The organism is Roseomonas sp. AR75, assembly GCF_005222815.1.
In the GTDB taxonomy this organism is placed as follows: Bacteria; Pseudomonadota; Alphaproteobacteria; order Acetobacterales; family Acetobacteraceae; genus Falsiroseomonas.
In genome coordinates, this window is the sequence record NZ_STGB01000004.1 from 711,568 (window position 1) to 723,636 (window position 12,069).

14 protein-coding genes are annotated in these 12,069 nt (G+C 71.5%); 3 read left to right on the forward strand and 11 right to left on the reverse strand.

The genetic code is table 11. From position 1 onward, the window contains the following. The first annotated feature begins 94 nt into the window (after positions 1 to 94). Positions 95 to 1,633: a murein biosynthesis integral membrane protein MurJ gene (gene murJ / locus E4T13_RS17400; protein WP_137179550.1), complete on the forward strand. Its 1,539-nt coding sequence runs from the start codon at positions 95 to 97 to the stop codon at positions 1,631 to 1,633. 78 nt (positions 1,634 to 1,711) lie between these two features. On the opposite strand, the gene E4T13_RS17405 is transcribed toward murJ, so the two are convergent. From E4T13_RS17405 to E4T13_RS17420, 4 genes are all read right to left on the reverse strand, one after another. After that, the gene (locus E4T13_RS17405; RefSeq protein ID WP_137179551.1) at positions 1,712 to 2,371 is read right to left on the reverse strand and encodes a peroxiredoxin; all 660 of its coding nucleotides are present in this window, start codon (positions 2,369 to 2,371) and stop codon (positions 1,712 to 1,714) included. 140 nt (positions 2,372 to 2,511) lie between these two features. Further along, positions 2,512 to 3,030 (reverse strand): L,D-transpeptidase, encoded by a 519-nt coding sequence (locus tag E4T13_RS17410; RefSeq protein WP_137179552.1) that lies wholly within the window; start codon positions 3,028 to 3,030, stop codon positions 2,512 to 2,514. Further along, positions 3,017 to 3,364, reverse strand: coding sequence for a hypothetical protein (locus E4T13_RS17415; protein ID WP_137179553.1), 348 nt, complete (start codon positions 3,362 to 3,364; stop codon positions 3,017 to 3,019). The genes E4T13_RS17410 and E4T13_RS17415 overlap by 14 nt, the downstream gene beginning before the upstream one ends. A 77-nt stretch (positions 3,365 to 3,441) precedes the next feature. After that, on the reverse strand, positions 3,442 to 4,542 hold the full coding sequence (locus tag E4T13_RS17420; protein WP_306768501.1) for a GTP cyclohydrolase II: 1,101 nt from the start codon (positions 4,540 to 4,542) through the stop codon (positions 3,442 to 3,444). 339 nt (positions 4,543 to 4,881) lie between these two features. Here E4T13_RS17420 and E4T13_RS17425 point away from each other — a divergent pair, with 339 nt between their 5' ends. Then, on the forward strand, positions 4,882 to 5,610 hold the full coding sequence (locus E4T13_RS17425) for a response regulator transcription factor (protein WP_137179555.1): 729 nt from the start codon (positions 4,882 to 4,884) through the stop codon (positions 5,608 to 5,610). Positions 5,611 to 5,655: 45 nt separating this feature from the next. Here E4T13_RS17425 and E4T13_RS17430 read toward each other — a convergent pair whose 3' ends face one another. From E4T13_RS17430 to E4T13_RS17455, 6 genes are all read right to left on the reverse strand, one after another. Beyond that, positions 5,656 to 6,255: a malonic semialdehyde reductase gene (locus E4T13_RS17430; RefSeq protein WP_137179556.1), complete on the reverse strand. Its 600-nt coding sequence runs from the start codon at positions 6,253 to 6,255 to the stop codon at positions 5,656 to 5,658. 129 nt (positions 6,256 to 6,384) lie between these two features. Next, complete coding sequence (locus E4T13_RS17435; RefSeq protein ID WP_137179557.1) at positions 6,385 to 6,951, reverse strand: NifU family protein; 567 nt, start codon at positions 6,949 to 6,951, stop codon at positions 6,385 to 6,387. Between the two features lie 292 nt (positions 6,952 to 7,243). After that, positions 7,244 to 7,735: a universal stress protein gene (locus E4T13_RS17440; protein ID WP_137179558.1), complete on the reverse strand. Its 492-nt coding sequence runs from the start codon at positions 7,733 to 7,735 to the stop codon at positions 7,244 to 7,246. Beyond that, positions 7,735 to 8,505: a TIGR02186 family protein gene (locus E4T13_RS17445; RefSeq protein WP_170985048.1), complete on the reverse strand. Its 771-nt coding sequence runs from the start codon at positions 8,503 to 8,505 to the stop codon at positions 7,735 to 7,737. Before E4T13_RS17445 ends, E4T13_RS17440 begins: the two co-directional genes overlap by 1 nt. Next, positions 8,502 to 9,410 carry a sulfite exporter TauE/SafE family protein gene (locus E4T13_RS17450; protein WP_137179560.1) on the reverse strand — a complete coding sequence of 303 codons (909 nt, stop codon included), beginning with the start codon at positions 9,408 to 9,410 and terminating at the stop codon, positions 8,502 to 8,504. Before E4T13_RS17450 ends, E4T13_RS17445 begins: the two co-directional genes overlap by 4 nt. A gap of 120 nt (positions 9,411 to 9,530) precedes the next feature. Then, positions 9,531 to 10,229 (reverse strand): PEP-CTERM sorting domain-containing protein, encoded by a 699-nt coding sequence (locus E4T13_RS17455; RefSeq protein WP_137179561.1) that lies wholly within the window; start codon positions 10,227 to 10,229, stop codon positions 9,531 to 9,533. A 150-nt stretch (positions 10,230 to 10,379) separates the two neighbouring features. Here E4T13_RS17455 and E4T13_RS17460 point away from each other — a divergent pair, with 150 nt between their 5' ends. Continuing rightward, complete coding sequence (locus E4T13_RS17460) at positions 10,380 to 11,306, forward strand: hypothetical protein (RefSeq protein WP_137179562.1); 927 nt, start codon at positions 10,380 to 10,382, stop codon at positions 11,304 to 11,306. Positions 11,307 to 11,482: 176 nt separating this feature from the next. Here the strand turns inward: E4T13_RS17460 and E4T13_RS17465 are convergent, their stop codons facing one another. Then, positions 11,483 to 12,061: a c-type cytochrome gene (locus E4T13_RS17465; protein WP_170985049.1), complete on the reverse strand. Its 579-nt coding sequence runs from the start codon at positions 12,059 to 12,061 to the stop codon at positions 11,483 to 11,485. Positions 12,062 to 12,069 lie beyond the last annotated feature (8 nt).

Consider the following 12,069-nt stretch of genomic DNA (forward strand, 5'->3'; position numbering starts at 1 on the left):
AGGCGCAAGCCAGCCCCAGGACAACCCGAACGGACCGGCCCACCACACCTGGCCGGGCCTTCCGGCACCCCGGCCGGGCTGCTAACCCGCGGGGATGCTTCGCAGCGTGGCGACCGTCGGCGGCTGGACCATGGCAAGCCGCATCCTCGGCTTCGCCCGCGACATGCTGATCGCGGCCAAGCTCGGCGCGGGGCCGGTGGCGGATGCCTTCTTCGTCGCGCTGAAGCTGCCCAACCTGTTCCGCCGCCTGTTCGGCGAGGGCGCCTTCAACGCCGCCTTCGTCCCCGCCTTCGCCGGCACCTATGCGGCGGAGGGCGCGCGCCAGGCGCGGGACCTCGCGAACAGCCTGGCGGGGCTGATGACGATCTGGCTGTCCAGCCTGGTCATCCTCGGCGTAATCTTCATGCCGCAGGTGCTCTTCGTGCTGGCGCCGGGCTTCGTGGGGGAGGCGGTGCGCTTCCCGCTGGCCGTGGAGCTGACGCGGATCACCTTCCCCTACCTGCTGTTCATCTGCCTGACCGCGCTGGTCTCGGGCGTGCTGAACGGCATGGACCGCTTCGGCGCGGCCGCCGCGGCGCCGGTGCTGTTCAACCTGATGGCGATGGCTGCGCTGTTCGGGCTCACGCCCTTCGTGGCGACGCCGGGCCATGCCCTGGCCTGGGGCGTGATGGCCTCCGGCATTGCGCAGCTCGCCCTGGTACTGGTGGCGGCGCGGAGCGCGGGGATGGCGATCAACCCGCTGTCGCGCCCGCGCCTGACGCCTGCGGTGCGCGGCGTGCTGCGGCGGATGCTGCCCGGCCTGGTCGGCGCGGGCGTGACGCAGCTCAACCTGGCCATCGACGTGGTCATCGCCAGCCTGCTGCCCGCCGGCGCGGTGAGCTTCCTCTACTACGCCGACCGGGTGGCGCAGCTGCCGCTCGGCGTGATCGGCGCGGCGGTGGGCACGGCGCTGCTGCCGCTGCTGTCGCGCCAGTTGCGCAGCGGCCAGCGGCTCTCGGCGCATCGCAGCCAGAACCGCGCCATCGAGCTGTCGCTGGCCTTCGCGCTGCCGGCGGCCTTCGCCATGGCGGTGGCGGCGGTGCCGATCGTCTCCGCCCTGTTCGAGCGCGGCGCCTTCGGCGCGGCGGCGGCGCACGCCACCGCGATGACGCTGGTCGCCTATGCCATCGGCCTGCCGGCCTTCGTGCTGGTGAAGGCGCTGACCCCCGGCTTCTTTGCGCGCGGCGACACGGCGACGCCGGTGAAGGTCGGCTTCGGCATCGTGCTGCTGAACCTGATGCTCAACCTGGCGCTGACGCCGATCCTCGCGCATGTCGGCATCGCGCTGGCGACCTCGGTCGCTGCCTGGGTGAATGTGGGTGTGCTGGGCTGGCTGCTGGTGCGGCGGCGCGTGCTGGTGCTGGACCGCCGCCTGCGCCGCGTGGTGCCGCGGCTGCTGCTGGCGGCGGGCGCGATGGCGCTGGTGCTGGCTGGGCTGCAGCTTGCGCTGTTCCCGCTCGCCGGCGGCTGGGCGCGGCTGTTCGCGCTGGCCTTCCTCGTGGGGACGGGGATGGCCGCCTATTTCGGCGCCGCGCATCTGGTGGGCGGCCTCGACCTGCGCGAGGCCGCCCGCATGCTGCGCCGGAGGCGGTGATTCCTGGTCGCCTCGATCGCCGGCGCGGCTGCCAGCCGCTTGGCTTGCGCGCCGGCCGCCACGTGTCCGCCGTCGTGGTCAGCCCGCCGGCTGCTTGACGATGCGCAGATAGGGCTTCGGCGCCTTCCAGCCTTCGGGGAATTTCTGCCGCGCCTCCTCCTCGCCGACGGAGCCGGCGATGATCACGTCGTCGCCCTGCTGCCAGTTCGCCGGCGTCGCCACCTTGTGCTTCGCGGTGAGCTGCAGGGAGTCCAGCACGCGCAGGATCTCCGCGAAGTTGCGGCCCGTCGTCATCGGATAGGCCAGCACCAGCTTGATCAGCTTGTCGGGCCCGATCATGAACACCGTGCGCACCGTGGCGTTGTCCGCCGCCGTGCGTCCATCGGAGGTTTCGCCCGCGCCGGCCGGCAGCATGCCGTAGAGCTTCGAGACCTTGAGGTCGGTGTCGCCGATCATCGGGTACTCCGGCAGGAAGCCGGTAACCTCCTTGATGTCGTCCGCCCATTTGGCGTGCGAGGTCACGGGATCGACGCTGAGGCCGATGATCTTGCAGTTGCGCTTCGCGAATTCGCCGGCCAGGCCGGCCATGGTGCCGAGCTCGGTCGTGCAGACCGGCGTGAAGTCCTTGGGATGCGAGAACAGGACGCACCAGGAATCGCCGATCCACTCATGAAAGCGGATGCGGCCGATGGTGGTCTCGGCCTCGAAATCGGGTGCCTTCTGGTTGATGGGCAACATGTCGTCCGTCCCTTCGCGGTATGTCCGCGGGGCGCGAGGTTGGCGGGCGCGCGTGGGTTGTCAACGTGGAAACACGTGACGCGTCCGGGCGGCTTCGCGGCAGCATGTCATGCTGCGCCGCGTGCGGTGCGGAGACGAAGCTACTCCCCGAGCACCGCGACCCCTTCCAGCCCCGCCTCGAGCACCGCGCGCAGGTCCCGTGGCGCCAACGCGACGCAGCCTTCGGTCGGCGCGAAATCCGGCCGCGCCACATGCAGGAAGATGGCGCTGCCTCGGCCGGGCTGCACGGGATCGTCGTTCCAGCCGAGCACGCCGACGATGTCGTAGAGCGCATCCTCGCGCCACAACCGTTCGTGCGAGCCGTCGAAGGGCAGCCGCACCGGTCGGTTGTAGGCACGATGGCGCGGATCGTCGCACCAGCCATCCTCCGGCGCGATGGGCTCCACCGGCACGGCGCAGCGCGGCGGCGGGCCGCGATCGGCGCGGAACAGCACGCGGCGCAACGCCATGCGGGCAGCGGGCGTGGCGCCGTCGCCCTCGCGCTTCTCGGCGGGCGTCCGGACGCCGCCCTTGCCCAGCGCGCAGCGCAGCACCAGCCCACCCAGCACCAGCCGCCCTTCCGGCAGCACGCGCGCATATCCGCCCTCAGCCGCTGCCATGTCCGCCTCTCCCGAGCGACGCGGTCCGCGTCGGCGCGGCCTCGGCGGAGGATCGGACCTCGTCCACCAGGGCCATGACCGCCGAGGAAAGCATGCCGAGCGGCCCGCCGAACAGCGCCCCGCCGAGCACCCGCATGACCGGGGCGATGCGCTCCCCGGTCGCTTCCCGGTAGATCGTGCCCACTGCCGGCAGATGATGCAGCGGGTTCAGCCCGGCGAGGAACTGCTCGAAGGTGATCTCGCCGGGGATCGGCTCGTAGCCGTCGGGGCCAACCGCCGGCGGCGCCTGCGGTGGCGCGCCGGGCGGGCGGGTGAAGAGGGTGGAAATGTCCATCGCGTCGGCCTCCCTGCGGCCATGCAGGGGAGGCAAGCCGCGTGCCGGAGTGCCGCCCCGCGCCCGAGGGCCGAAAACTACGCCAGCAGGTGGCCGAAGCGGCGCGCCTTGGTGGCGAGGTACTCGTCGTTCACGCCATTCGCGGCGAAATGGTGCGCCTCGCGGCCCGCCACGGCGATGCCGCACGCAGCCAGCCCCGCCAGCTTGTCGGGGTTGTTGGTCAGCAGCCGCACGCTGCCGATGCCGAGCGACCGAAGCATCTCCGCCGCCACCCAGAAGTTGCGCTCGTCGGCGCCGTAGCCCAGCGCGCGGTTGGCATCGAGCGTGTCCAGCCCCTGGTCCTGCAGCGTGTAGGCGCGCAGCTTGTTCACCAGCCCGATGCCGCGGCCTTCCTGCGCCAGATACAGCAGCACACCGCCGGCCGGGTCCTCCGCCATGCGCTTGATCGCGCCGCGAAGCTGCGGACCGCAATCGCAGCGGAGGCTGCCCAGCAGGTCGCCGGTGAAGCATTCCGAATGGACGCGCGCCAGCGGTGCCGGGCCATCCGCGCCGGCCGCCTCGGGCTGGCCGACCAGGATCGCCAGGTGCTCGATGCCACCATCCGCGGCGCGGAACGCGATGATCCGGGCTTCCGGAGCATCCTCCAGCGGCACCCGCGCCTCCGCGACGCGGGTCAGGGTGGTCGCCGCGCTGTCCGGATAGGCCAGCACCTGCTCCGCCGAGACGGAGAGCACGTCCAACCGCTCGGCCGCCGCCGGGCTGGCCGGAGCGACGACGAGGGCCGGCAGCAGCCGCGCCAGCTTCGCCAGCGCGATCGCGGCGGGCGCCAGGGCCGGCACCGGCACTCGTTCCGGGTCGGCGGGCAGCAGCCGGTCCGCGGTGGGATCGGCCAGGCTGCGCAGGACGGCGGGGTCGAGGAGCGAGGGCGGCAGGCGCAGCGCCACGGCCGCGGCCTCCGGCGCCGGTGCGCGGGGGTCGCCCTGGGGCACCGGACGCTGCAGCACCGCCGCCGCGCGGACCGGTGCGAGCAGCAGGCTGGCCGGGCCGCGGGCGCCACCGGCGAGTTCGGCAAGGCCGCGCGCCGAGACGGTTTCGGCAGCGGCCGCAAGCAGGGCGGTCTCGGCACCGCGGATCAACACCGGCGTGCCGCGCCGCAGGTCGGAGGCGGCGCGATGCACCGCACGCAGGTCCTGGACCGCGGCATCGGGGGTGGCTTGATCGCGAAGCTGTGACGGGAGGGGTCCCGCTATGCTCATTTTGTCACATTCCGTGCTGGCGGCCGGGATTCACGCGGCCCAATGTGGCGCGGCCAAGGCGTTTGGGAGGGGTGGCGGATCAGAAAATCCTCCGCGTGCTCACCAGGCCGCTATCGTGTCGTGAACGCCACGAGGTCTGGCGCGTTGAAAAGACGGACGCCGAACTCCAATTGTTCGGCTGTGACCCCGTGCCGCAACTCGGTGGTTTCCATCCGGGCGTGTCGGCTGTACTTTACATCATAGACAGGAGCGGGAGCACCGATGGCTGGCCCTCGACCCATCCTTGTGGTGGACGACGACGAAGCACTGCGGGAGACGCTCTGCGAACAACTCGCGCATGACGGCGAGTTCGCGCCGGAGCAGGCCTCCAATGCTTCGGAAGCTGCGTCGCGCCTTGCCATGGAGGATGCGCGCTACGACGCCGTGATCCTCGATATCGGCCTGCCGGATGGCGACGGGCGCGAGCTTTGCGCCCGGCTGCGACGGCAGGGCCTGCGCATGCCGATCCTGATGCTGACCGGCGCCGATGGCGAGCAGGACATCGTGCGCGGCCTCGACAGCGGCGCGAACGACTACATCGCGAAGCCCTTCCGCGTGTCCGAACTGACGGCGCGGTTGCGCGCGCAGCTGCGCGTCTTCGACAATTCCGAGGACGCGGTCTTCACGGTCGGCCCCTACACCTTCCGCCCCTCCGCGAAGCTGCTGCTGGATGGCGGGCGCAACCGCAAGATCCGCCTGACCGAGAAGGAAGCCGCGATCCTCAAGTATCTCTACCGTGCCGGCGGCCGGCCGGTGGGGCGGCAGATCCTGCTGAACGAGGTCTGGGGCTACAACAGCGCGGTCACCACCCACACGCTGGAGACCCACATCTACCGGCTGCGGCAGAAGATCGAGCCCGATCCCACCCAGGCCAAGCTGCTGCTGACCGAGGGCGGCGGCTACCGCCTCGATCCCCATGCAGGGCGCTCTGCGGCCCAGGCGGCGGCCTGAAGGGCCCGCCCGCCCGCGCCGGACGCGGGCGGGCCGCCTTCCACGCTATTCGAGCCGGCATGCCTCGTCGAAGGCCAGGCGCGGGCTGCGCGGGAACAATCCCTTCGGATCGCCATAGCCGAGATTGACCAGGAAGTTCGACTTCCAGCCCGTCCCCGCCAGGAACAGTTCGTCCAGCTTGCTCGCGTCGAAGCCGCTCATCGGCCCGGCATCGAGCCCCACCGCGCGCGCCGCCATGATCAGGTAGGCGCCCTGCAGGCTCGCATTGCGGAAGGCCGTCTGTTCGGCGAAGACCGGGTTGCCGGCGAACCAGCTGCGCGCATCGGCATGCGGGAAGAGAAAGGGCAGCTTCTCGTGGAAGTCCGAATCCTGCGCGACGATCACGGTGACCGGCGCGGTCATCGTCTTCTCGACATTGCCGGGCGACAGCGCCTGCTTCAGCTTCGCCTTGCCTTCCGCGGTGCGCACGAAGACGAAGCGGGCGGGAGAGGCATTGGCCGAGGTCGGGGCGAATTTCAGGAGGTTGTAGACCTCCTCGAGCAGCGAATCCGGCACCGGCCGGTCCTGCCAGGCGTTCTGCGTCCGCGCCTCGCGGAAGAGCTGGTCGAGAGCGCGGTCGTCGAGGATCGAGGGGTCTGAGAGCATGGGCGGCGGCTCCGGCTGTTGCGTTCGGGCCAGGAGATAGGCCCGCGCGGCCGTTGCGCCAGCGTCGCCCGCCGGATGACGCTCATCCGCGCCGTCAATGGCGGCGGGCGCGTGCCCGCCGCCCGCGGATCAGGCGTCCACCTGCTCCACCCGCATCACTTCCGGCACGTAGTGGCGGAGCATCGTCTCGACGCCGTGCTTCAGCGTGGCGCGCGAGGAGGGGCAGCCGCTGCAGGCGCCCTGCAGATGCAGCTTCACCACGCCCTCGCGGAAGCCACGGAACACGATGTCGCCGCCATCGCCGGCCACGGCCGGGCGGACACGGGTGTCGAGCAGTTCCTTGATCTGCGCGACGATCTCGCCGTCCTCGGGTGCGAAATCCTCCTCGCCCTCGGCCTGGTCCGCGCCTTCCATCACCGGAAGGCCGGCGAGGTAGTGCTCCATGATGGCGCTCAGCACCCGCGGGCGGAGCGCCTGCCAGTCGGCGTCCTCGGTCTTGGTGACCGTGACGAAGTCGTTGCCCAGGAAGACCCGGGCGACCTCGCCCACGCCGAAGACGCGCGCGGCAAGCGCGCTGCGGCCCTCGGCTTCGGCCGCCATGGTGAAGTCGGCGGTGCCGCGGCCGCCCATGACATCGCGCCCGGGCAGGAACTTCAGCGTGGCCGGGTTGGGCGTGCCTTCCGTCTCGATGAACATCGTCTTTGGTGATCCGCGTGCTGGTTCTGGATACCAGACCTATGTGGTCCTTTATGACCCTCCACGCAATCTCGGCGTCCCATCGTCCCATGCGGGCCAGGGGCGCGTGGCACTCCGGCGGACGGCCTCAGAGACCGTTTGAGAATGCCGGCGGCTGAGGGGCCGCAGGGGATTTTTCGTTCCTGCAAGGCGGACGGTGCGGCCGATGCTGGTTGCATCGGCAAGCCGGCCAACGCCGCAGGGGCGGAAAAGACCCGCGGAACCGACCCGTCCGGTGTTCTCAAACGGTCTCTCAGGTCAGCCGGTCCAGCTCCTCGTCGGTGATGGCGCCGGGCACGATCGTCATCGGCACGCTCAGCTTGGCGGCGTAGCGCCCGGCGAGTGCGGAGATCAGCGGGCCGGGGCCGGAGCCGCCGGGCGCCGCGGCCAGCACCAGGATCGAGATGCGCGGATCCTCCTCCAGCAGGGCCAGCAGCTCGTCGCGCGGGTCGCCTTCGCGGATCAGCAGGATGGGGATGCCGCCGGTGATCTCGTTCACCTCCGCGGCGAGGCCGGAGAGCAGCTTCTCGGCCTCCTGGCGGCGTTCCTCGGCCAGCATGGCGCCGACGCCGGCCCATTCCACCTGGCCCGCGGGCTCGATCACCCGCAGCAGGGCGACCCGGCCGCCGCTCTTCAACGCGCGCAGGCAGGCGTAGCGAAGCGCCACGCGCCGCTCCGTGCTGTCGTCCACCACGACGAGGAAGACGCGATCCCGCCGTGCCTGTGCCGCTGCTGCCTCGCTCATCAACCCCTCCGGAACAGCACGCTGCCGAGCCATCCCGCGAAGGCCGCAAGCAGGATGGCGGAGAGGGCATACAGCACCGGCAGGTCGCGCGCGACATAGGCGATGCTGGCTGCCGTGCCGACGCGCTCGACCTGCAGCGAAAGCTCCTGCCGCGCCACCACGCGCCCTTCGCGCGCGAGCATGATCTGCACGCGATAGACCCCGGTGGCGACCGTGGAGGGCACCGGCAGGCGCGCATGGAACAGCCGCCCGCCCGAAACGTCGATCGGCCGCGTCTGGTCCACCCAGAGGCCCTGGCGCTGCTTCAGCTCGCGCAGCGCACGGCGGAATTGCGGGCCGGTGGATCCGATCTGCGGCAGTTGCAGCAGGTCCAGGCCGAGCCGCAGGTCGGTGCGTTCCGTCGGGCCGAACATCAGCTCCACCGGCTGCGTCGCCGCCAGCGCCCAATAGGAGGGGATGCCGTTGAAGCGCGCGGAGGGGCCGTTGATCCAGAAGCCCAGCACGTCGATCTTCTGCCGCACGACGAGCGAGGTCGGCGGGCCCGTGACGAGCACCACGATCTCGTCGCCATCGCCGCCGATCAGCCGATCCGTCGCGCCGAAGACCAGGATCTCGCCGCCGGTGAAGGCGGTGGTCACCTCGATCCGCCGCGTCGAGAGCTCCGCGGCGAGGGAGGGCGTCGCGCCCGGCTGCGCCTTGAGCGGCGCGGCGGCGAGCAGCCCCGCCAGCAACAGGACCAATGGCAGCAGGACGCGCAGCGCGCGCCTCACGGCGCGGGTCCGATGACGAAGAGCTGCGCGGGCACGCGCAGCAGGTCCCACAACAGCGCGCCGGCCACGGACAGCACCAGCGCGCCGAGCAGCGCGCGCGTCTCCTCGCCGCGCAGCTTCGTGCCCATCTGGGCGCCGAACTGCGCACCGATGACGCCGCCGGCGAGCAGCAGCAGGGTCAGCACGATGTCCACGCTGCCGACCTGCACCGCCTGCAGGAAGGTCACGTTGGCGGTGACGAAGACGACCTGGAACAGCGAGGTGCCGATCACCACCGAGGTCGGCATGCCCAGCAGGTAGATCATCGCCGGCACCAGCATGAAGCCGCCGCCCACGCCCATCACGGCGGAGAGCACGCCGATGGCGAAGCCGATCGCCAGAGGCGGGATGACGGAGATGTAGAGCCGCGACTTGCGGAACCGCATCTTCAGCGGCAGGCCGTGGATCCACAGATGCTCGTGCAGCCGCGCCGGCCGCGCCTTGCGTCGCCGCAGGATGGCGCCGAGGCTCTCGCGCACCATCAGCGCGCCGACCGTGCCGAGCACGACGACGTAGAAAATGGCGACCGCCAGGTCGACCTGGCCCGCACGGCGGAGCCAGGCAAAGAGCTGCACGCCCGCCGCGGAGCCGACGAAGCCGCCGATCAGCAGCACCACGCCCATGCGCACATCCACATTGCCGCGGCGCCATTGCGCCATCAGGCCGGAGACGGAGGCGCCGAGGGTCTGGTTCGCACCCGAACCGACCGCGACGGGGGCCGGGATGCCGATCAGGATGAGCAGCGGCGTCAGCAGGAAGCCGCCGCCGACGCCGAACAGGCCCGAGAGCCAGCCCACGCCGAAGCCGATGCCGAGCAGGAGCAGGGCATCCACCGACATCTCGGCGATCGGCAGATACACCTGCATCGCGTCGGGTGGTCTTCCACGGTGGCGTGGCTGGAATGCGGCGGGATGCACCCGAATCGCGCGCGCCGCAACCCGTGGACCGGAATTTCTCGCGTGCGCAGGAACGGTTTCGCGGCCGGCCTACGCCGTATCGGCAACGCGTCGCTGCAGCGCCAGGCCGAGCAGGCCGATCGCGAACAGCCCGAGCGAGGAAGGCGCGGGAACGAAGATGACATAGCCGGACCACTGCACCTCGCTCACCATGGTCCAAGGCGCCGCGGGATCCTGCACGAAGCGGAGCGTGGCGTAGGGCCCGCGATTGTCGAAGCCGCTTATCTCGACCGGGCCGAAGCTGCCCGGGGAAGGCGGCACGAAGGGAAGCGGCACGCCATCGACGAGGATCTCGCGCGGCGCGCCGACGCCGCCGACGCCGCTGTTGTCGAGCCAGATCGTCACCCCCTGGATGTGCAGCCAGCAGCGGCAGGTCGGCATCAGGAAGACGAAGCGGATTTCGGGATTTGTCGCCGATCCCAGCCGCCACCCGACATGCGGGCCAAGCCCTGCGCTGTCGGAGACCAGGAACCAGGGCTGCTGCGCGACCACGCCGTCGGTAAGCTTGCCCCTGCCGAACCGCAACGGCGCGGCATCGCGCGTCACATCGCCCACGCCGTCATAGATCGCGTCCCAGTAGTTCCAGGTGCCGCCCGCGGCGACGCCGTCGCCATTCGGCATGTCGTAGTAGCCGATGGGATAGGCGGTGAAGGCCACGCCGGCGGCGGCCGGCATGGCCAGAAGGGCCGCCGCCATCGCCGCGGCGCCGATGATCGCGATGCGCCCCATGGCTTGCCGATCCTTTGTCGCCGCGAGAGGGTGCACCGCGCCCTTTCATCATGCAAACAATTGCATATTCGATCGCCAAGCTGTGAACTTCTCCGGTCCAACTGCGTTGCCCCGCCGTCTTTCCGCCTCTGGGGCAAGGAGAACTCCCGCATGCAAGCCCGTGTCGCGACCGCCGAGCATCCCGGCGTCGCCGCTGTCGCGCGCCCTGAAGGGGAGCCGAGCTTCCCGCCACGGGTATCCTGGGGTGCCGTCTTCGCCGGCGGCGTCGCCGCGGTCGGGATCGGCGCCATGCTCAACGTTCTCGGCCTGGCGATCGGCGCGACCACGATCGATCCGGCGACGCCGGGCGAGACGCCTTCCGCCGACACGCTGGCGCTGGCCGCGGGCGGCTGGCTGCTGCTGGCCAACCTGATCGCGCTGGCCGGCGGCGGCTGGGTGGCGGCGCGGCTCTCCGGCACGGCGGACGAGACGGACGGCATGCTGCATGGCTTCGCGGTCTGGGCGGTGGCGTTCCTGGTCTCCTTCGTGCTGCTGGGCAATGTCGTGGCGGGCACGGCGAGCACGGCGGTGCGCGGTGCCTCGGCGGTGGTCGGCGGCGCGGCGCAGGGCCTGGGCCAGGCGGCCGGCCAGGCCGCGCAGGCGGTGGCGCCGCAGTTGCAGGGCGGGCTCGACCCGCAGGCGCTGGCGGAGCGGCTGCAGCAGTCGCTGCAGGAAGGCGGCGAGCCCGGCGCGATGAGCGCCGACGCGCGCCGCGCCGAGATCGCGCGCATCCTGGGCGAGCGCGCGCGGCAGGGCAGCTTCGAGGAGGGCGCGCGCGAACGCCTGGTGCAGCTCGCCGCCGCCGAGTTCGGCATTGCGCCCGAGGCAGCCGAGGAGCGCATCCGTGCGCTGGAAGCGCGCGCCCAGCAACTCGCCACCGAGGCCGAGGCCCAGGCGCGGCAGGCGGCCGAGACCGCCTCCAACGCCGCGGCAACGGGCGCCTACTGGATCTTCGCGGCGATGCTGCTGGGTGCGGCCGCTGCGGCGGTGGGCGGGCGGATCGGGACGCGGCGGACGACCCACGTCCCGGCGTACTGATCCGGCCCTCTCATTCCCGGCGCACGAAGGTCCGACCTGCGGCCGGCGCAGCCGGCCGAGGCCGCGAATGCGGCCCGCCGCAAGTGCGTCATGCGAACAGCATGCCTTCGGCATGGCGAGCCAAGCGCAGCGCCGGCGATCGAGGGCATGAAGGTGAAACCTTCATGCGCCCGATTTCAGTCCCGGTGCGACAGGTAGTGCGCCAGGGCGAGGATCTCGGCATCGGGCATTCCCGCCACGGCGCCGTTCATCTGCGGATCGGCGCCGACCCGGTTGCCGTCGCGGTATTCCTTCAGCGTTCGCGCGAGGAAGTCCTCGCGCTGGTCGGTGATGCGCGGCACCTGCTCCCGCCCGGCCAGGCTCGGCAGGTGGCAGACCGCGCAGTTGCGCGGGCCGATCAGCGCCTCGCCGGCCGCGAACAGCGCGGGGTCGCGCGGGCGGCGATCCTCCGCCGGCCCGGGCGGCAGGCTGGCGAAATAGGCGGCAAGGTCCTCGATGTCCTTGTCGGGCATGTTCTGGGCGAAGGCCTGCATCGCCGGCACCTGGCGGATGCCCTCGCGGAACAGGATCATCTGGATCGTGATGTAGCCCGGCTGCTGGCCGGCGAGGGAGGGGATGTCCTCCATCCGGCTGCGGCCATCGGTGCCGTGGCAGTTCGTGCAGTGCAGCCGGGCCGCGAGATCTTCGCCGCGGCGCGCATCCTGCGCCGCCGCGGCCGTGGAAAGGGCGGCGGCAACCACGGCCGCCGCCAGCACGCGCACTG